This is a genomic window from Paenibacillus sp. JMULE4 (assembly GCF_013337105.1).
GTDB classification, from domain to species: domain Bacteria; phylum Bacillota; class Bacilli; order Paenibacillales; family NBRC-103111; genus Paenibacillus_G; species Paenibacillus_G naphthalenovorans.
In genome coordinates this window covers 279,381-298,422 of record NZ_SGWF01000014.1, presented here as the reverse complement: position 1 = coordinate 298,422, position 19,042 = coordinate 279,381, and the positions used below count along the sequence as shown (strand labels likewise).

Below are 19,042 nucleotides of genomic sequence, written 5' to 3'. Positions count from 1 at the left end.
ACATGAACGAGACCATAACACACCTGAAACAAAGCTTAAAAACACTCAACCTCACGGAAGCGGCCCAGATCATTGATGAAAGCTTAATGGAGGCTGAAGAACACCAATGGACATGCAGTGAGTTTTTGCAACGGCTGCTCCGTTATGAATTAGTCCGACGAGAAGAAAAGCAACTCGCCAGACGTTATAAATGGGCGTCCTTCCCTGAAGTGAAGACGCTGGATGAGTTTCGTTTGGAAGAACAACCATCCATAAGCAAACGCCAATTTCAGCAACTACGGGAACTTCTATGGCTTGAGCAGAATTACAATCTCATCTTGCTCGGGCCTCCCGGGGTAGGGAAAACGCACATCGCCATCGGATTGGGCGTAGAGGCATTACATAACGGCTGCAAAGTGAGCTTCGTGCCGATGGATGGCTTAATTCACTTACTGAAGACACAAGAGATTTCCCGATCGTCCCAGCATAAGCTCCGGCGTATTCATAACTCTGATCTGGTCATATTGGATGACTTGATGTTCATGGCCATGGACCGGAATGAAGCAAATTTGTTTTTTCAGTTTGTGAATAAGCTGTACGGTCAAACTTCAATCATCCTCACCTCAAACAAAGGGCCGGAGGATTGGGGTGAACTGTTGGGAGATCAGGCGATCACCACTGCGATCCTGGATCGGATCTTGCATAAGAGCGAGGTCATCCAATTAAGTGGCGACAGCTATCGTCTGAAGTACCGGCAGACTATTTTCGCAAGCTAAAACTGTTCAATATTACTTAGCAATAATTGTTCAAAAGGGCTTGACGGTTACAACAGTGTGTACATACCTTGTTGGCCGGGCGGCACCACTGGAGAAACGATAAATCTCGTCGATCGCACCATCCGAAAAGATATCATGCTCCGCACCGGCGGTAAGCCATATGCCGCTGGATGTAAGCGCCAGCCTGTGCGCGGTCGAGTGCGATAGATTGCACTGCAGTTCAATACGTTGGCGGATCGCAGCGTTAGCTTGAAGCGCAAGACGATCCCACAACTCGCTTTGTCCTCTCGTCCGCATCCATACATACAAATAAGCCCTTCAGACTTTGTCTGGGGGGCTTATTTGCGTACATCCGCATCCAACCCATCTATAAAGGGAAAGCGGTCAACTGGAACTTCATTTTACAGCTTTGCATTCGTCCGGTTATGGCATGCGGAGCATTTTTTCTGTCTTTTTAATTTCTCGCTGCATTCTTCGAGGCATTGGGGGTTAGCTTGACTCCGACAACACGAATAATATCAGGCTGCATCCGCTGGATATATATTTTTACAGGTATTGACATCACCGGTGTTAAAATGTTAGTTCCGGAAATTGCAAAGCTTGGCCATGTTTCATTGGTTACCCCTGATTTGCAAAAGTCATTATGGTTCTTTAAAGAAGTGTTGGGATTGGAAGAGATTGAGCGTGCGGGAGGCGCAGTTTATTTACGGGCTTGCGGGGAATTCGAACATCATAGTCTTGTCTTGAAGCAAGGGGATCGTGCGGTTGTAGACCATATAGGTTGGCGTGCCAAAAGAGCAGAGGATGTAGAGAAATTCGCTGTACAGTTAGAAGCGGCGGGTACAAAGATTCAATGGATTGAGGCGGGGCGGGAAGCCGGACAGGGGAAAGCGATTCAATTTAAACTCCCCAGCCAGCACACGTTTGAGATTTATTATGAAGTGGAGAAACCGAAGGCTCCCCAAGGAGAACGTTCCGGCCTGAAGAATCAAACGCACAAATCATGGGCTCGCGGGATATCGCCGCGCAGAATTGACCATGTGAATCTCTGGACTTCACATGACCCGGGATCGGTTCACCAATGGTTGTCGGAACAGCTCGGTTTTAAGATGCGCGAATACGTAAAGCTGAATAACGGGAAGGTGATCGGAGGCTGGATGAGCGTTACGCAGCTAGTTCATGATGTAGCGATGATGGGGGCGCATGACCCTGAGACTCCGGCTCGATTCCATCATATTGCCTATTGGTTGGATAATGCGCAGGACGTACTTCGAGCGCTCGACATCCTGCGGGAAAACGGGATTCAGATAGACCTTGGTCCGGCAAAGCATGGGATTAGCCAAGCGGTCTGTGCGTATGTGAGAGATCCCGGAAGCGGACACAGGGTGGAATTGTTCAGCAACGGATATTTGATTTTTGATCCGGATTGGGAACCCGTTGAATGGGGACAGGAGGAATTTGGGGTGGCTCTTCAATGGTGGGGGCCGGAATATACTCCGGGTCATGGTCATGCCATGGATGAAACAACGGAGGCTTAAGTTTAATCATTTCCGATGATGACTATTATTGAGGAGAGAGGAAAACGAACATGGTAAACATGAATATACGCAAAATAAAGACGGGTTCATACTCAACTTATCTTTGTGAGTCGGGAGAACAGAACTCCGAGACGGTCATCTTTCTCCATGGCGGAGGTCCAGGAGTAACTGCGGAATCCAACTGGAGGGATGTGCTTCCCGGTTTTTCTGGATCTTATCGCGTTGTCGCTCCTGATTTGGCAGGTTACGGCAATACGGATCATCCAGATCCTGTGCCGCAAGGCGGGTTGATGGGATGGATGCGTCTAAGGGTAGAGCAAATTCTGACATTGATGGATGAACTTGATATTGCCAAGGCACACTTGGTGGGAAATTCCATGGGCGGGGCTCTCGCGCTTCATCTTGTCATGACAGCGCCTGAGCGCTTCCAGAGTGTGGTTTTAATGGGGAGCGCCGGCGCGCCGTCTACTCCGACGCCGGAAGTGATTCGCATGTTGAATTTTTATAAGGATCCGACTCCTGCTGCGCTTGGAAATTTGCTGAAGTGGTTCGTATACGACGAAAATATAATTGGCGACAAATTAAATCAAATCGTTCAGGAGCGTTTTGAAGAAGTCATGCGGCCAGAGGTTCGCAGATCTTATGAATCGATGTTTTCAACGTCGCCTGCTGAGGTTATTGTACCGCCGTCAGCTCTTAGGCGCATGAATATGCCGTTTCTGCTTGTTCATGGCAGGGACGATCGTTTTGTATCCGTAGACTCCAGCGTTTATATGCTGCAGCATTTACCGAACGTACAGCTTCACGTGTTTGATCGTTGCGGTCACTGGGCGCAGTTGGAGCGAAAAGAGAGTTTTACAAAGCTGGTGACGGATTTCTTTAAAGGTGAATTTTAAGCGAGAGCTGGTTGGGTTTGTTATAGCCATGACAATCACTCCCGTTGAAAAAGGAGTGGCAGATCTGAAGAAAGATAATGCCTATATGTATATAAAAAATCGCATTCTTGACCGTGAGTGGGATATAGGCTCTGCGATCAACGTCAACGAGATTTGTCAGGTGCTGAATATGAGCCGTACTCCGGTACTGGAGGCTATCTCACGCCTGGAACGGGAAGGCTTTCTTTCTATTATTCCACAAGTAGGAGCTTTTGTCCGCAGACCTACCTCGAGCGAATTGTTTGAACGACTTTTGATGCGAGGCTCGTTGGAGGCATTAATGGTTGAATGGGCCGCGCGCAAAATCGAGAAGACGCAGCTGGATATGATAGATGCTGTGCTTAGACGCATGGAGGAACCCGGAATATCCATTGTCGATTATGCGAATTTGAATCGGGATTTTCACAGGATCATTCACGAAGCCTCGGGTTTATCTTATATTCAAGGCTTGGTGGAAGAACATTGGGATTTTTTCGAGTACGCAGCCGCCCTGGATAAAGTGTTTAAAGAACATCGGATGGCCCGGTCGTTGCTTGAGCACCGAATGATATTCCATAGTTTGAAAGACGGTAATTCCACCCTGGCCAAACAATTAATGGAGCAGCATGTAGTCAGAGTAGCGTACCTCGTAAAAGAGGAGAGCGGCTGATTTCATGATTCCAATCTGATTCACGCATGAAGAGGAAGGGGAATGGTAAATGAAATTGTTGGATCATTATGTCAATCTGGAAACGGGTTCAATTAGTCGTAAAGTGAATTATGATCCGGAGATTTATCAGGATGAAATGGCGAAGATCTTCACCAAGACATGGCTTTTCGTTGCCCATGAAAGCCAAATTAAACATCCTGGCGATTACATCACCAACTATATGGCTGAAGATCCGGTTATCGTAACCAGGGATGGTACAGGCAAAATCCATGTATTCTTAAATTCCTGTCCCCACCGGGGGATGAAGGTTTGCAGTGTAGATGCAGGAAACTCAAAATTTTTCCGTTGTCCGTATCATGGTTGGACCTTTGAAAACAACGGAAATTTGATCGGCGTACCCGAACTCCAATATGCATATTACGGCGAACTGGATAAATCGAAAAACGGTCTAATCACCGTTCCACGGGTTGAATCGTATAAAGGTTTTATTTTTGCCAATTGGGACCCGAACGCGCTCCCGCTAAAGGAGTACTTTGGTAAAGATCTGCTCTGGTATTTGGACACTGCCTTCGAAAGAGCTTTAGGCGAATTTGAAGTGGCAGGTCCCATCATGAAACAAAAAATTAAAACCAATTGGAAAATTTGCACCGAAAACTTTGGTGACGATTATCACGTGCTGTACACTCATGGATCCGCTTTCAAAATTGGCTTTATGCCGCCTTATGATCAATTGGGAGAGTACAACGCCTATTGTGATCATGGTCATAGCGTAGGCGATATACCCAACTTTGGGGTGGGTCTGGAATTGGATCGGGCCATTGCGAAACAAATTGGACCTGAAGCAGAACAGTACGTTGAACAGATTGACCAAAGACTTAAAGAACGGCTTAGTCCCGAGCAGGCGAATTTACACCAAATCGGGCAAATTCTGATATTCCCGAATCTAACCTTTCTTACCTTTGGCTGCTTCCGAGGTATTCATATTTTCCAATGGCATCCTAAAGGAACAGATGAAGTTGAATTGTGGCAGATCAGTTTGTATGACAGTGAGGCGCCTGATCAAGCCAAACAATTCGCGAGAATTTTCTCACAACGGGAAAATGCTCCGGCCGGTTTATTTGCCGCCGATGACGGATCAAACTTTGAACAAATTACAGAGTCCACCAAGCCGTACGTTTCGAGGCATCATCACTTTAATTATTCGATGGGTATCCGTCATGAGGGGGAAATCAAAGTACCAGGTTTGCCGGGACATCTTGGCCGGCATTATTCCGAACAAAATCAAAGGAATTTTTATCGGTACTGGCTAAAGCTTATGAAGGAGGAAGGGATTTTCCATGAATAACCACTTGGAACTTCATAAGGAGATTGAATTATTTCTTTATCACGAAGCTCACTTGCTGGATCAAAGTGATTTTGAAGGTTGGTTGGATTTATTTACAGATGACGCCCGTTATTGGATGCCAACCACCGAAACAAGGGATGTTGATCAGAAGCACTCACCTTTAAAACAGGAATGGCATCTCATCGAGGACGATAAGCCATTTTTGCATAAACGCTACGAAAGATTGCAAACCCGATTGGCGCATGCGGAACAACCTAGATCGAGGACAAGAAGACTGGTGACGAATATTCTTATTAAAGAGAATCATAACAATCAAAAATTGCTTGTCCTTTCAAACTTTATTATTTTCCAATCCAGGCGCGACAATGAAGAGAGTTTTTTTGTGGGGCGGCGCGAGGATACTTTGAATCGTTATGGCGATAAGTGGAAAATTTCCAATCGTTCCATCTTTCTTGACCAACGAATTTTGCCGCGGGCCATTTCGATTTTTTTCTAGCAGGCTCATTCACAGCTCCAGGGGGTAATCTATGAGAATAACAAACGAGTTTGCAAGCGTTATGGTTGAAATAGATTCCAATGGGAACTCCCATCGTCTGAAAATAAAAGATTGCCGAACAGGCAGAGTGATCTATTTGGATGCCCTGCAGCTGGAAAGCTTAACGCGGCAATCGGATCAGATTTTCCGTGAATTTCTGCAGTACCCCTTTGGTCCGGAAAAGGAAAATTAAATGTAAAAACAGGCTGGAATTCATTCAGAGGGTCATGATATTCTGAGGAGGAATGATTTTATTTAAAAGTTACCTGATGTCAAAAAGCCTTTGAAAGGAAAGGAAAGCTCCAAATGAACATAAGGCAGGCAGTTGCAGCGGATCTCCCATCTATTCTGGACATATACAACGACGCGGTTCTTCATACGGTGGCCACCTTTGATACGGTTCCCAGAACCATGGAACAGCAGGAGCAGTGGTTTGAGCAGCATGGGAAATCTTATCCGGTTCTTGTAGCAGAGGATAACGGTCTGGTAACCGGCTGGGCGTCGCTCAACCGTTACTCAGACCGGCTCGCCTATGCTCGTACGGCCGAGCTTTCCTTATACATTCGGGACGGGTACCGCGGGCATGGGCTTGGCAAGACGATGCTGGAAGCGATTCTGCGGGAAGGGAAGACCGCCGGATTGCATACGGTGCTCTCCCGCATCGCGGAAGGCAACGACAACAGCATTCATATCCACCGCGTGTTCGGATTCGAAATGGTGGGCACCATGCGGGAGGTCGGCTTTAAATTCGGGCGGCTGCTGGATGTGGTGCTGATGCAAAAAATGCTGTAGCTCAACAAACGGACCCCATTCCAATGCATCGGGGTCCGTTTGGTTAACGTCAAGCTTTAGTGAAACTGCACGTCGATCCGGCGGCGCGTTTCCTTTGGCGCTTTGGGCATCCGCACTTCAAGAATGCCGTTCTTGTACGATGCCGTGGTTCCTTCCTCCATCACCTCTGCGGGCAGGGCTATGGACCGGTGGAAGCGTCCGGTGAAACGCTCCTTGCGGTGAAACTGCTCTTCCTTGACTTCATTGAACCTGTTGATGGTCCCGGAAATCGTCAAATTATGAGGCTCGACCTGAATGTCTACGTCTTCTTTTTTGTCCAGGCCGGCAATTTCGCAATGGGCGATAACCTCATTCTCCGTTTCGTGAACGTCAATCCGCGGTGCGCCGAATTCCTGATTAAATCCGAATGCGGCAGGCAGCCCCTCATTAAAAAACCGGTCCATTTCCTTTTTCAAATGATCAATCCGCCGGAACGGCTCAAATGGAACTAAAGCCATGAAATGATTCCTCCTGTAAGTTCAGCATAGGTTCACCATATATTTTGATGAAGAAAATGATTCGATATGCATGGGCAGGCGAGGGAAGTGATGGCAATAAAAGCGCATGCTTTCGCCATAATCGCGCTTGACTCGTATTTTGCGTGCCGATATAATGGATGGTATGCAAAGGCTGGCAATTTTCGCATAATGCCCCGAATGGAGGCACCCCTTAAGGGGTGCTTTGTTGCATCAAGGGGTACCATGCGGTTGCCGCAGCGTTCAACGGAATGAAAGGAGCATGACTTGTCATGAATTATAAACAATGGCTTGCGGAGCAATTGGCCGGTAAGCTTGAGGGCGTATCCCGGGAAACGCTGGCGGAGCTTATCGAATACCCGCCCAATCCGCAAATGGGAGATTTATCGCTGCCGTGCTTTAAGCTGAGCAAGCAGTTGAGAAAGGCGCCCCAGGCGATTGCCGAGGAACTGAAAGCGGGTTGGAGCGGACATGCCTTGGTCAGCCGTATCGATGCGGTATCCGGTTATTTTAACGTATACCTGGATCCGGAGCAGTTCGCTTCGCAGGTCGTAAACGAAGTGCTGACTCAGGGCGACCGGTACGGCGCTCAAGATATCGGGCAAGGCCGCAGCGTCGTCATCGATTTCTCTTCGCCGAATATCGCCAAAACCTTCCATATCGGCCATTTGCGCTCTACCGTGATCGGCAATGCGCTGTATCGCATTTTCAAGTTCATGGGCTACAACAGCGTAGGCGTCAACCATCTGGGCGATTGGGGAACGCAGTTCGGCAAACTGATCGTCGCGTATAAGCTTTGGGGCAACCGGGAGGCGGTAGAAGCCGACGGCATAGGCGAGCTGCAGAGGTTATATGTGAAATTCCACGATGAGGCGGACATCCATCCGGAGCTGGAGGATGAGGCGCGCGGGTGGTTCGTCAAGCTGGAGCAGGGAGACGAAGAGGCGCTGAAGCTTTGGCGCTGGTTCGTGGACATCAGCTTGAAAGAATTTCAGAAGATGTACGATCTGCTCGGCGTTACGTTTGATTCTTATGCGGGCGAGAGCTTCTACAACGACAAGATGGCGGCCGTCCTGGAAGAGCTGAAAGCAAAGCAGCTGCTCGAGGAAGACGATGGGGCTCTCCTGGTCCGTTTGGACGATTATCAGATGCCTCCGGCGCTGATGGTGAAGAAAGACGGAGGCACGCTATACCATACGCGTGACGTTACAGCGGCCATTTATCGTAAAAACACATATGATTTCGACAAAGCGATCTATGTTACGGATGCCGGACAAAGCCTTCACTTCAAGCAGTGGTTCAAGGTGATTGAGCTGATGGGTTATGACTGGGCAAAGCAGCTTGTTCACGTGCCTTTCGGTAAAGTCAGCCTGGAGGGTGCGAAGCTGTCTACACGCAAAGGCAACGTGGTTAATCTTGAGGAGCTTCTGACCAAGGCGATTGAGAAGACGCGCGAGATCATCGATGAGAAAAACCCGGGCATGGAGAACAAAGATGAGGTGGCGCGCGAGGTTGGCGTTGGCGCCATTATTTTCAACGACCTCAGCAACAACCGGATTAAAGATATCGTCTTTTCCTGGGATGAGGCGCTCAATTTTGATGGGGAGACCGGTCCTTACGTTCAGTATACGCATGCGCGGGCTTGCAGTGTGCTGAGAAAAGCGGAAGCGGACGGAGGGGCTGCCGCCGGCGCCGGCGCTCTGGCCGCGGCTCATCTGACGAATGCCGAAGCCCAAGGCGTATTGCGGGAACTGTACCTGTTCAAGGAGCGGATCGAGCAGGCGATGGAACGGTTGGAACCGTCCATTATCAGCCGATATTTGGTGGACCTGGCGCAAAAATTCAATCATTTCTACCATGAATGTCCGATTCTGAAAGTGGAAGACGCGGAACTCCGTCAGGCCCGTCTGGCCCTGGTCCGCTGTGTAAGCATTACATTGAAGAACGGCCTTTCCTTAATCGGACTGAAAGCACCGGAGAAAATATAAATCATCCGTCAAGTAACCGAAGGTTTGCCGCGGCCGCAGCTTGCCCATACTACGGGAAGGAGGCTGATCGAACCATGGAGAAAAAAGAGGAACTGGTCAAATATGTAACCCAGCAGGTCGTAAAATATATGGACACCCCTAAAGAGGTGCGCAAACAAGTCAAAGCCGGCAAAAAGGTTGGCCGGGAACCGTGGCAGTACCGATGGTTTGGCATGCTTCCTTTTGTCCTTCGCATGTGGATGGAGCCGCTGCGGCGAAAGCGCGGATAAGTAAGGATTGCAGCATGGTATCATTTGGGTTGCGCAGTTGAATTGGGCGGCAGGCCTGTCTCCGGGAAGGAGGCAGGCCTATTGCTGTTCTTCTGCGAATGATGGCCTGAACATAAAAAAGAAAGCTTCTGGGTTCCATAGCGGCCTGATACCTGATGCACTGATGCACCATGCCGCCCATGGAGACGGAAGCTTTTCTATATAAGGAAGAGAGGAGAAAAACCGTTAGGGATAAAATCCGCCAAGCGGATTAATCGTATGGAGGGGGAGATAGCGATCGTCATCCTGTCGAACCCCCACGTAGCTCTCGCCGCCGGACCAAGCCTGATAACCGGTTACAGGCAATGGCACGTGGACCCTGCCGCCATATAGCTCGGCTGCGAAAATGGGCTTGCGTCCTTGATCGACCCACTTCTGCAGCAGCTCGAAGCGAACGAGCGTCTCCGGCTTGTTCTTCACCCAGGGAAGCCGTTCATAGGCTTCCGAAGGCTCCGTTTGACCGGCTGCTATTATAGTATTCAAAGCATCCGAATCGGTGACCGGGAGCGGTTTCACCAACAGGCCTGAATCGGCCGCGGGCAGTTGGCTGTCGTTGGTCAACGGCAGCTCTTCGCCGGATTTGGCGTCGATATACCAAACCCGGTCCGCCTGCGGTGCCGTGACCTTCCAGAGCGCCTCAAGAGGATTATAATATATACGTTCCAAGTGATAAGGATATTCGATAATGTCAAGCCGTACCAGACTGCGGGACAGCGTCTGCATGCTGAAAAGCGGGTAAGGGCCTTTGCCGTATTCGATCAAACGGTATGTATCCTGTCCGGAGGCTTGAACGACCAGATAGCCGGCTTCCTGCCCGTCCACCGTAATCATGACAATCCATCCGTGTGTTCCCGGTCCGAGCGGATAGGTTGTCCAAGCGCCTTGTTTCCATTGCTCGAACCCTTGTTGGGACGCCAGCTCCCGGATGATACGGTCCACCGCGTTCTGAAGGGATGGGGCTGAAAGATCACGCTGTATGGCCGGCTGCACCTGCAGCGTCTGAACGGCCGGCTCCTGCGGCGCTGCCTGCACGGCGTCAGCGGGCCATGAATCCAATGTTGCCGCAGCAAGCAGGCTTGTACTAAGGAGCAGTGACGTCAGATAGTAAAGAAGCTTATTCATCTTATCCATACACCTGCTTCACTTGAGAGTCGGTTCATTGGGCACTATGCGCTCGCTTGGCGAATATGCCTTATACTTTAAAGCATATGCGCTGAAAAGTTTGTTAGAACCTGTAGCCTTGGCCTGAAAAAGTTTCCCGTAAATTTGTTTTAGTTCGGGGAAGTTCGTCACCGGTTTGGTTCCTGCATGGAAAGAAAATGAAACAAACCGCAATTTATGGCGGATATTTGAATGCGCGGTCGGTACTGCCACTCCACTTCCTGAAGGCGGGCGGTAAACCGCGCTTCAATTTCGGCCTTGTCGTCCTGTCCGGCATCCTGAAGCAGAGGCTCGTAATAAGCACGTACCCGGTTCATTTCATCCTTGAGCCGAAGCTGCGCTTCCTGCGCCCATCGGTGATCGTATTCAGCCATCTTCTTTTCCAAGTAATCCTCGAGATAGATCACCGCCCGGGGGAGTGTGATCCGGTCCGGTGTGACATAGACATGGGCAGGCAGTCGCGGAGTCAGCTTTTTGCCGGCTAAACGGTCATGGAACTGCTCGATAATATCACCGGTCTGCAGCTGAATGCCCAACGAATGGATTTCACTGCGCTTCATGTCGCAGGCGAATTCCACTTTGTAGTTGACGCCAAGCCATGTTTCGTAAGGGATCGTCGCTGCTTGCTTGGGCTGCTCCGGCGCGTACTGCTCGAACAGCCTCACGAACCGGCCTTTACCGCGGACGGCGGAGAAGATCTGTTCGAGCCGGCGGCTGCCGTAGGTCAACTCGTCGCGAGGAACGCGGGCAGTGAAGACCGTGGGCACGAAGCCGAAGTAGCGGCCCAGAATACTGTCGCCTTGAGGCTGCGGCGTACCGGGTTGAGCTGCAGGCTGTACCGCAGGAGCGGCCGGCACATTTTGCGATCCCTGCTGCGGATGAAGCTCCCGATAGGCTTCGGGATCGAAAATGAACGTGCAGGTCATGGTTTCCGGTACGGCCCCGGTCCGTTCCACAAAGCTCCAATAATACGGCCGCTGCGTTAAAGCTTTGTCGGCGGAAGGGGACAGCTTGACGGTGATGTAGGCGGGATGCTTTTCGAGAATGTCACACTGCTCGGCCTCCAAATAGCGCAAAACGTAGAACTGGATTTCCTGCGCATTCATGCTTATGGCTGCACCTCCCCGCTGCCGTATTGCTGGACTCTAACCGTGTGCAGGGAGGAATTCACCGGATTCGAAAGCCCTGCCGATTCGTTTAATTCTTGCTCCACCTGGGATTTCACCACCGTGAACGACCGCCCCAGATCATCGAGCTGCCGGCGGATTTCGTCCTTGCTGTTGGAGGTGAGGATCATTTTGGCCAGATGCGACTCTAAGGATGTTTTTTGCTCAAACCGTTCCAAAATCGTATCCAGCTGACCGATCACCAGCTCAAACATGTTAATTTTCTCATGCAGCAGGGAGAGAATATGCTCTTCGATCGTCCCGAGCGTCGACAAATTGTAGATTTTGACGTCTTCCTTCTGTCCGAGCCGGTGCACACGGCCGATCCGCTGCTCGACCCGCATGGGATTCCACGGCAAATCGAAATTGATCATGTGATGGCAAAATTGAAGGTTGATTCCTTCTCCCCCGGCCTCCGTGGCAATAAGCACTTGGGCGCGTCCCCGGAACAAGTCCATCATCCAATCCTTTTTGCCGCGGTTCATCCCCCCGCGGTAGGGAACGGCCGGAATTTTATGTTCCTTCAAATACTGCAGCAAATATTCCTGGGATGCGCGGTACTCTGTGAAAATAATCGTTTTATCGTTAATGGACTCGATGAGCTCCAATACCTTTTCGGCTTTCGTATTGGCTTTGACGCCGCGGATTTTCTCCACAAGCTCCCAAATCCGCTGCCGGAGGGGTGAGTTTTCATCGGTTTTTTTGAACATGTTGACCAGCGTAATAAAGACGGCATCCCGGCTGGAGCATACTTCACGCTGCAGCGTGACCAGGGAGAGCATGCTGCCGATATCGCCCCCGGACTCCTGATAGCGTGTTTTGACGAAATCGGTTACTCCATCGTACAGCGCCTGCTCCTCGTCCGATAACTGGAGCGGAATATTGCGCACAATCCGTTTGGTGAAGCTTACGTTGCCGTCGCTTCGGCGGTTGCGGATCATGACCTTGCTCAGCTCCTGCTGGAGCTGGTCCTCGTTCTTGGGGATGCGTTTGCCGACGACATAATTGGACTGGAAGCTGCCTTGTCCGCCAAGCTGACCCGGCTTTAGCAGCGTAATCAGGTTGTACAGCTCCTTGAGATCGTTCTGAACCGGCGTTGCCGTCAGCAGAAGGCAGTATTTTTTACGCAGCTCGTTGATAAAACGGTAGTTGGTTGTTTTTTTGTTTTTCAGCTTGTGCGCTTCGTCGACGATCAGCATATCGTATTCAATGCCAAGCACGATGTCCCGGTGCGGATCGCGCTTAGCGGTATCCATCGAGGCGACGACAATATCGTTTTGCACCCACATATATTCTTTCTTTTGCGCCACTGCGGGGATCCCGAACTTTTGATTCAGCTCCCGGACCCATTGCAGCACCAAAGAAGCGGGAACGAGAATGAGCACTTTTTGAACCAGGCCCCGGATCATGTACTCCTTGAGGATGAGTCCCGCCTCAATGGTTTTGCCAAGCCCTACTTCATCGGCAAGAATGGCCCGTCCCCGCATTTCGGTCAGCACTTTTTTGGCGGTTTCGATTTGATGCTCCATCGGAACGAGGCTCGGCAGATGGGTCAGGCATTGAAGCTCGTCGAAGCTGCGGATGAGTCCGGCCTGCTCGGCCTCGAGGGCGAGCCTGAACATGACGGGGTCATCCCAGGGGCCGTTGTGCAGCGCCCTCTCATGCAACTGCTCAAACCATTCTCTGTCGTAATGGAGCTCTACATGTTCATTCAGCTGCCGCACGTGCTCTTTTCGCTCGGTTGGTTGCATTCTCACGCGCTCCTTTTTTGGTGATTCAGAAAGTATAGACAAGGCCTAAAGTTAATTTTTAGTATGTACAAATTAGGGGCTTTCAAACCGTACGGTAATGTTTTATGATGGGGTAACAGCGTAATTGCGAGGCGATTTCTGCGCGTATGGCATTAAGACACGCTGTGAACATGGCGGGCTGACGTACAGTAAAGGAATGGTGATATAGATGAACAGAGAATGGCGGTTTATCCGTTCGGGCTTTGGCGCGCCGGATTACAATATGGCTGTGGATGAAGCGATTCTGACGGCACATAGCGAAGGCCTGGTTGCTCCAACCGTCAGGTTTTATGGATGGGATCCCGCAACGCTGTCGGTCGGTTTTTTTCAGAAAGCTTTAAGCGAGGTGAATTTCGACGCGCTGGAGCAGGAAGGCATCGGCTTTGTCCGGAGGGCGACCGGAGGGCGCGCCGTGCTTCACGATAAGGAGCTGACGTACAGCATGATCGTGTCGGAAAGCTATCCCGGCATTCCGCGGAGCGTCACCGAGGCGTACCGTGTGCTCAGCGAAGGGCTGCTGCTCGGGTTTCGCAAGCTTGGGTTGTCGGCGGAGATGGTCCAGCTGGAGAATGAAGAAGACAAGGAGAAGTACGCATCCATGGGTTCGGCTGCCTGCTTCGATTCTCCGTCCTGGTACGAGCTTGTCGTAGAGGGAAGGAAGGTGGCCGGGAGCGCGCAAACCCGGCAGAAAGGCGTTGTGCTTCAGCACGGCTCGATTCTTCTGGATCTCGATGCGGATCAGTTGTTCAGATTGCTGCGCTTCTCCAGCGAGCGCGTGATGGAGCGGATGAAGCAGCAGTTTTTAAAGAAGGCGGTTGCGATTAATGAAGTGCGCGGCGGAGCGGGTCTGCCGAGGGTGACATTGACCGAGGTGGAAGAGGCTTTCCTGGCAGGCATTGAAGAAGGGCTGGGGATTCGGCTGGTCCCGTCAGAACTGACGGCCTATGAACAGGAGCTCGTCGAACGGTTAAGGGTTGAGAAGTACGGCAATTCAGAGTGGAATCTCCGGAAATAGCGGTCTCCGGTTTTTTCGTTTTGGCCACAAAGCTGTGACAGACCATGATCACAAGACCAACATGCCGGCAGCATCAGGATTTGACGGTTCTCAGATTTAATACAATCACTCCCGCAATAATAAGCAAGACTCCAACCACTGTGTTTAAGCTCAATTTTTCTTTCCAAACCAGAAAGCCGATGAGCGCAGTGGCGGCCGTACCGACTCCGGACCAAATAGCATAAGCGATGCCCAAGGGGATTTGCTGCAGGGATAAAGAAAGTAAATAGAAGGCCGCCGAAAAACCGATGATGACGCCAATACTGGGAAGTAATTTGGTAAACCCCCCGGATGCTTTCAGCATGGAAGTGCCGAACAGTTCAAATCCAATCGCCAAGGCCAAGAATAAATAAGCTTTCAATGCCGTTCCTCCTTCGTTAAGCCTGCTGCGCCGCCAAATCTGATCCGGCTCCTGAAGCTTCTCTAGGAGCGTCTCCGGATGTAGAGTGACACCTGCAAGCAGACCGGAGCATCGTCCATAAAAAACACTGTACCGTCTGGACGGTTTATCTGTCAATCCCGCATTTTCGGCTGATCCGCCGGCCAACGGTCAAAAGCCGCACGGCAGGTACTGTGCGGCGGCGTAAGGCACTTTGGTATAGGGGATACTGTAATGTGATGGACTAGAACGAAATCGTCTTCTCAAACTCGTTTTGCAGCCTGCGGGTGATCTCTCCCGGACGGCCGTCGGCTACGGGGACGCCGTCGACGGAGATGACAGGAGTGACTTCCACGGTCGTACCCGTGATGAAAACTTCATCTGCGGCGCGAAGCTCTTTCAATGTAAATGGCGTTTCCCGAACGGAGAGGCCGAGTCCTTGAGCCAGCCGGAGCACAACCGCGCGGGTGATGCCGTGCAGGATCAGATGGTTGGCAGGATGCGTAATAACGGCGCCGTCTTTGACGATCATGATATTGGATGCGCTGCATTCCGTTACGGTGCCGTTGCGATGCAGAATGACATCGCCGGCTCCCTGATCCACCGCATGCTGCTTGGCCAGGACATTGGGCAGCAGATTTAATGTCTTCAAATCGCAGCGGAGCCAGCGGATGTCTTCCATCGTCACGGCCGAGATGCCTTCTTTCATGGTGTTCAGCGGACGGCGGGCTTCGGTGGTATACGCCATCAGGATCGGCTTGGTGTCCGCGGGAAACGGATGTGAACGCGGTGCGGCTCCACGGGTCACCTGCATGTACACGGTACCCTCGGACAAGCCGTTGATGCGGATCAGTTCTTCCAGTCGTCCCGTCAGCTCCCTGGAAGGAAGGGGAAGCGGAATTCTCAAAGCAGCTGCGCTTTTCTCCCAGCGCTCAAAATGAGCCGCGGCTTCATACAGCCTTCCATGATATACGCGAAATACTTCATAGACCCCATCGCCAAAATAATAACCGCGGTCTTCGGGAGAAATCTGGAGTTCTTCTTTTGAAACGAACCGGTCCTGATATAAATAAGTTAAGGACATCAAGAAACCCTCCTGTACAATAGAGATACGAACATATGTTTGCATAAATTCAGCGAACATGATACACTATTTCTAGACTAGCAATCCGCCGATCGATTGTCAAAACCGCCTGCGGATTGCCGCCCTGTCGGATTTCAATCGAATTTGTAACAGGGGCTTAAGACCCTTTTTTATGAAGAAAAATTGAATATTTTGTCGAAAATGGTGAAAATTTTAGAGATGAAAAAGAGAGCTATAGAGAGAAAAAGGAAGCTTTCCGCCAGCGTGCTTGGACTAAATCGCCAATTTCGTTTTTTTTGTATTAGAAACACTATATATTGTATTGTATAATGGATCCTACATACCATATATTGTGATTCATCTTTTGAATATATTCCGGGAGGTTATTGTTTTGAAGACCATGCAGGAGACCAAATTGGAAGGCTTAAGCGAGAAAATTTTTCTGGATCGCTACGCGATGAAGAATGCGGATACCAGTCAAACGAAGGTTGGAGATACAGTATTGGTGCTGACAAAGGACGACCCTAAATTTCCTGCCAAGGAAGTCGGCGAAGTCATCGAGCGTAACGGGAGACAGGTCAAAGTCAAGCTGCGCAGCGGTGAGGTTGTCGATTCCTCTGTAGAGAAGCTTACATTAACCTTGGAAAAAACGCCTCAGCAAATGTGGGACCGTTTGGCCGCTGCTATGGCTTCTGTGGAAGCGACTCCGGAGAAACAAGCCGAATGGACCGAAAAGTTCCGGTACATTCTGGACGACTGGAAGCTTGTACCCGGCGGACGGATTGCCGCAGGCGCCGATGCTAGCGATGAGCTGACGCTTTTCAATTGTTATGTAATTCCTTCTCCGCATGACAGCCGTGGAGGAATTATGGCCACGCTGTCCGAGATGACCGAAATTATGGCCCGGGGCGGCGGTGTAGGGATTAATTTATCCTCTCTCCGTCCGCGCCGTTCCATTGTCAGGGGAGTCAACGGGTCTTCAAGCGGCGCCGTTTCCTGGGGCGGACTGTTCAGCTATACAACGGGCTTGATCGAGCAGGGTGGCAGCCGCCGCGGCGCGCTGATGCTGATGATGAATGATTGGCACCCTGACGTATTGGATTTTATTACCGTCAAACAAACGATGGGGCAAATTACGAATGCCAATTTGTCCGTATGCGTCAGCAACGGCTTCATGAAAGCCGTGAAGGAAGATTTGGATTGGGAATTGGTGTACCCGGACACGACGGACCCTGAATATAACGAGATTTGGGACGGGGATCTGGAGAAGTGGAGAAAAGCGGGTAAGAACATTATTCATTACCGTACGGTGAAGGCCCGCGACGTGTGGCATACGATTATCGAATCCGCCTGGAAATCCGCGGAACCGGGCGTCGTATTCATGGAATACTACAACCAGATGTCCAACAGCTGGTATTTCAATCCGATCATATGTACAAATCCTTGCGGGGAGCAGGGGCTTCCGGCTTGGGGAGTCTGCAACCTGTCGGCAATCAACCTGTCCAAGTTTTACGACGAAGAAAAACATGATGTGGCTTGGGACGAGCTGGCGACGGTGGTCCGTTATTCGACACGGTTCTTGGATAATGTCATTGACAAAACGCCTTACCATTTTGAAGAGAATCGGATCAACCAACAGGGAGAACGCCGCATAGGCCTTGGCTCCATGGGTCTCGCCGAGCTGATGATCAAGCTGAACATCCGTTACGGCAGCACGGAATCGCTGATGTTTCTTGATAAGCTATATGGCTTTATTGCGAAGGAAGCATATCTCGCATCCGCAGATATTGCGGAAGAAAAGGGCTCCTTCAAGCATTTTGACACAGAACTGTTCCTGCAAAGCGGTTTTATGAAGACGATGACCTCTGTTTATCCGGAAGTCGGCGCAGCCATCAAGAAGAAGGGGATGCGTAATGTCACGGTCATTACGCAGGCGCCTACCGGAAGCACGGGTACGATGGTCGGCACATCGACCGGGATCGAGCCTTACTTTGCGTTTGAATATTACCGTCAAAGCCGTCTGGGCTTCGACAAGCAATATGTGCCGATTGCGCAGCAGTGGAAGGATCAGCACCCGAACGAGGAGCTGCCGGATTATTTCGTCACTGCGATGGACTTGTCCGCAGAAGATCATATTCGTGTACAAGCCGCCATTCAAAAATGGGTGGATAGCTCTATCTCCAAAACGGCCAACTGCCCTGCCGACTTTACGGTGGAAGAAACGAAGCGTCTGTACGAGCTCGCCTTTGATTTGGGTTGTAAAGGCGTAACCATCTACCGTGACGGAAGCCGCGACGTACAGGTGCTCAGCACAGACAAGAAGGACGATAAGGCTGAGGAAGCAAAGGGAACGGAAACGCAAGCAGCTCCTGCTGCAGATGCAGTCAATGCGAAGGAACAATCCTCCTTGACCGGCCTCACCCAATCGTTGGCTGTGAATATCGACGCGAAGACGGAGCAGGTGTTCGACAAGCAGTACAAACGCCGTCCGCAAGCTCTCCGCGGCGCAACCTACAAGTTCAATACGCCTTTCGGCATGGCTTATATCACGATTAACGATATGGATGGAAGCCCGAGCGAGATTTTCCTGAACGTAGGCAAGGCCGGTTCCGATGTATTCGCGATGTCCGAAGCGCTCGGCCGCGTCTGCTCATTGTTCCTTCGCTACGGCGACCACGGCAACAAGGTGCAGCTTTTAATCAAGCACCTGAAGGGCATCGGCGGCTCCGGCGCGATCGGGTTCGGCGCCAACCGCGTCGAATCGATTGCCGACGCCGTCGCCCAAGCGCTTGAAATGCACGTCAATTACTCCGACAGCGCGGAAAACTACGTTACCGCCACCCAGGAAGTCGTCCAGGAGACAACAGCTCAATATGCAGTAACCCGCAGCGCAGCCACATCCCTTGACTTGTGCCCGTCCTGCGGCTCCGCCTCACTGATCAACAGCGAGGGCTGCAAAAATTGCAGCAACTGCGGCTACAGCAAGTGTTAAACCGGGTATGAGTAATAACTGAAACTAATGAGCCCCTTTTTCTTGATATGACAATA

19 protein-coding genes are annotated in these 19,042 nt (G+C 50.8%); 12 read left to right on the top strand and 7 right to left on the bottom strand.

Annotation, left to right across the window (positions count from 1 at the left end; translation table 11 throughout):
- The first annotated feature begins 2 nt into the window (after window positions 1–2).
- Window positions 3–755, top strand: coding sequence for an IS21-like element helper ATPase IstB (gene istB / locus EXW96_RS14300; RefSeq protein ID WP_027092891.1), 753 nt, complete (start codon window positions 3–5; stop codon window positions 753–755).
- A 30-nt stretch (window positions 756–785) separates the two neighbouring features.
- On the opposite strand, the gene EXW96_RS14295 is transcribed toward istB, so the two are convergent.
- Window positions 786–1,064: a hypothetical protein gene (locus EXW96_RS14295; protein ID WP_254611385.1), complete on the bottom strand. Its 279-nt coding sequence runs from the start codon at window positions 1,062–1,064 to the stop codon at window positions 786–788.
- Window positions 1,065–1,330: 266 nt separating this feature from the next.
- Here EXW96_RS14295 and EXW96_RS14290 point away from each other — a divergent pair, with 266 nt between their 5' ends.
- From EXW96_RS14290 to EXW96_RS14260, 7 genes are all read left to right on the top strand, one after another.
- Complete coding sequence (locus tag EXW96_RS14290) at window positions 1,331–2,293, top strand: VOC family protein (protein ID WP_062407240.1); 963 nt, start codon at window positions 1,331–1,333, stop codon at window positions 2,291–2,293.
- Between the two features lie 50 nt (window positions 2,294–2,343).
- Complete coding sequence (locus tag EXW96_RS14285; RefSeq protein WP_054818009.1) at window positions 2,344–3,189, top strand: alpha/beta fold hydrolase; 846 nt, start codon at window positions 2,344–2,346, stop codon at window positions 3,187–3,189.
- Window positions 3,179–3,877, top strand: coding sequence for a GntR family transcriptional regulator (locus EXW96_RS14280; RefSeq protein WP_062407241.1), 699 nt, complete (start codon window positions 3,179–3,181; stop codon window positions 3,875–3,877). The genes EXW96_RS14285 and EXW96_RS14280 overlap by 11 nt, the downstream gene beginning before the upstream one ends.
- Window positions 3,878–3,935: 58 nt before the next feature.
- Entirely contained in the window at window positions 3,936–5,222 is a 1,287-nt protein-coding gene (locus tag EXW96_RS14275; RefSeq protein ID WP_375256451.1) for an aromatic ring-hydroxylating oxygenase subunit alpha, read from the top strand.
- Complete coding sequence (locus EXW96_RS14270) at window positions 5,215–5,718, top strand: 3-phenylpropionate/cinnamic acid dioxygenase subunit beta (protein ID WP_174350816.1); 504 nt, start codon at window positions 5,215–5,217, stop codon at window positions 5,716–5,718. The genes EXW96_RS14275 and EXW96_RS14270 overlap by 8 nt, the downstream gene beginning before the upstream one ends.
- A 31-nt stretch (window positions 5,719–5,749) precedes the next feature.
- Window positions 5,750–5,950: a hypothetical protein gene (locus EXW96_RS14265; RefSeq protein ID WP_174350815.1), complete on the top strand. Its 201-nt coding sequence runs from the start codon at window positions 5,750–5,752 to the stop codon at window positions 5,948–5,950.
- Window positions 5,951–6,063: 113 nt separating this feature from the next.
- Window positions 6,064–6,549, top strand: a complete 486-nt coding sequence (locus EXW96_RS14260; RefSeq protein WP_074727921.1) for a GNAT family N-acetyltransferase — start codon at window positions 6,064–6,066, stop codon at window positions 6,547–6,549.
- 56 nt (window positions 6,550–6,605) lie between these two features.
- On the opposite strand, the gene EXW96_RS14255 is transcribed toward EXW96_RS14260, so the two are convergent.
- Complete coding sequence (locus EXW96_RS14255; protein WP_062407254.1) at window positions 6,606–7,046, bottom strand: Hsp20/alpha crystallin family protein; 441 nt, start codon at window positions 7,044–7,046, stop codon at window positions 6,606–6,608.
- Between the two features lie 290 nt (window positions 7,047–7,336).
- Here EXW96_RS14255 and argS point away from each other — a divergent pair, with 290 nt between their 5' ends.
- A complete protein-coding gene (gene argS, locus EXW96_RS14250; RefSeq protein ID WP_174350814.1) occupies window positions 7,337–9,052 on the top strand; it encodes an arginine--tRNA ligase in 1,716 nt (571 codons plus the stop codon).
- 74 nt (window positions 9,053–9,126) lie between these two features.
- Window positions 9,127–9,321, top strand: a complete 195-nt coding sequence (locus tag EXW96_RS14245) for a YqzE family protein (protein WP_074727926.1) — start codon at window positions 9,127–9,129, stop codon at window positions 9,319–9,321.
- 225 nt (window positions 9,322–9,546) lie between these two features.
- Here the strand turns inward: EXW96_RS14245 and EXW96_RS14240 are convergent, their stop codons facing one another.
- The 3 genes from EXW96_RS14240 to EXW96_RS14230 form a co-directional block, all read right to left on the bottom strand.
- Complete coding sequence (locus tag EXW96_RS14240; protein WP_174350813.1) at window positions 9,547–10,482, bottom strand: hypothetical protein; 936 nt, start codon at window positions 10,480–10,482, stop codon at window positions 9,547–9,549.
- Between the two features lie 167 nt (window positions 10,483–10,649).
- The gene (locus tag EXW96_RS14235; protein ID WP_054818004.1) at window positions 10,650–11,627 is read right to left on the bottom strand and encodes a YqhG family protein; all 978 of its coding nucleotides are present in this window, start codon (window positions 11,625–11,627) and stop codon (window positions 10,650–10,652) included.
- Window positions 11,628–11,629: 2 nt separating this feature from the next.
- Entirely contained in the window at window positions 11,630–13,438 is a 1,809-nt protein-coding gene (locus EXW96_RS14230; RefSeq protein WP_062407262.1) for a DEAD/DEAH box helicase, read from the bottom strand.
- Window positions 13,439–13,646: 208 nt separating this feature from the next.
- Here EXW96_RS14230 and EXW96_RS14225 point away from each other — a divergent pair, with 208 nt between their 5' ends.
- Window positions 13,647–14,492: a lipoate--protein ligase family protein gene (locus tag EXW96_RS14225; protein WP_174350812.1), complete on the top strand. Its 846-nt coding sequence runs from the start codon at window positions 13,647–13,649 to the stop codon at window positions 14,490–14,492.
- Between the two features lie 73 nt (window positions 14,493–14,565).
- Here EXW96_RS14225 and EXW96_RS14220 read toward each other — a convergent pair whose 3' ends face one another.
- The gene (locus EXW96_RS14220; protein ID WP_054818015.1) at window positions 14,566–14,892 is read right to left on the bottom strand and encodes a DMT family transporter; all 327 of its coding nucleotides are present in this window, start codon (window positions 14,890–14,892) and stop codon (window positions 14,566–14,568) included.
- A 262-nt stretch (window positions 14,893–15,154) separates the two neighbouring features.
- A complete protein-coding gene (dat, locus tag EXW96_RS14215) occupies window positions 15,155–15,994 on the bottom strand; it encodes a D-amino-acid transaminase (protein WP_174350811.1) in 840 nt (279 codons plus the stop codon).
- A gap of 391 nt (window positions 15,995–16,385) precedes the next feature.
- On the opposite strand from dat, the gene EXW96_RS14210 reads away from it, so the two are divergent.
- Window positions 16,386–18,986, top strand: coding sequence for an adenosylcobalamin-dependent ribonucleoside-diphosphate reductase (locus tag EXW96_RS14210; RefSeq protein WP_174350810.1), 2,601 nt, complete (start codon window positions 16,386–16,388; stop codon window positions 18,984–18,986).
- Window positions 18,987–19,042 lie beyond the last annotated feature (56 nt).

What these genes read in the sequence shown, in the direction of transcription:
- EXW96_RS14230 (WP_062407262.1), bottom strand. Translation starts at nt 13,438, where the DNA reads ATGCAACCAACCGAGCGAAAAGAGCACGTGCGGCAGCTGAATGAACAT.
- EXW96_RS14270 (WP_174350816.1), top strand. Translation starts at nt 5,215, where the DNA reads ATGAATAACCACTTGGAACTTCATAAGGAGATTGAATTATTTCTTTAT.
- EXW96_RS14235 (WP_054818004.1), bottom strand. Translation starts at nt 11,627, where the DNA reads ATGAATGCGCAGGAAATCCAGTTCTACGTTTTGCGCTATTTGGAGGCC.
- istB (WP_027092891.1), top strand. Translation starts at nt 3, where the DNA reads ATGAACGAGACCATAACACACCTGAAACAAAGCTTAAAAACACTCAAC.
- EXW96_RS14260 (WP_074727921.1), top strand. Translation starts at nt 6,064, where the DNA reads ATGAACATAAGGCAGGCAGTTGCAGCGGATCTCCCATCTATTCTGGAC.
- EXW96_RS14265 (WP_174350815.1), top strand. Translation starts at nt 5,750, where the DNA reads ATGAGAATAACAAACGAGTTTGCAAGCGTTATGGTTGAAATAGATTCC.
- EXW96_RS14245 (WP_074727926.1), top strand. Translation starts at nt 9,127, where the DNA reads ATGGAGAAAAAAGAGGAACTGGTCAAATATGTAACCCAGCAGGTCGTA.
- dat (WP_174350811.1), bottom strand. Translation starts at nt 15,994, where the DNA reads ATGTCCTTAACTTATTTATATCAGGACCGGTTCGTTTCAAAAGAAGAA.
- EXW96_RS14255 (WP_062407254.1), bottom strand. Translation starts at nt 7,046, where the DNA reads ATGGCTTTAGTTCCATTTGAGCCGTTCCGGCGGATTGATCATTTGAAA.
- argS (WP_174350814.1), top strand. Translation starts at nt 7,337, where the DNA reads ATGAATTATAAACAATGGCTTGCGGAGCAATTGGCCGGTAAGCTTGAG.
- EXW96_RS14285 (WP_054818009.1), top strand. Translation starts at nt 2,344, where the DNA reads ATGGTAAACATGAATATACGCAAAATAAAGACGGGTTCATACTCAACT.
- EXW96_RS14290 (WP_062407240.1), top strand. Translation starts at nt 1,331, where the DNA reads ATGTTAGTTCCGGAAATTGCAAAGCTTGGCCATGTTTCATTGGTTACC.
- EXW96_RS14240 (WP_174350813.1), bottom strand. Translation starts at nt 10,482, where the DNA reads ATGAATAAGCTTCTTTACTATCTGACGTCACTGCTCCTTAGTACAAGC.
- EXW96_RS14225 (WP_174350812.1), top strand. Translation starts at nt 13,647, where the DNA reads ATGAACAGAGAATGGCGGTTTATCCGTTCGGGCTTTGGCGCGCCGGAT.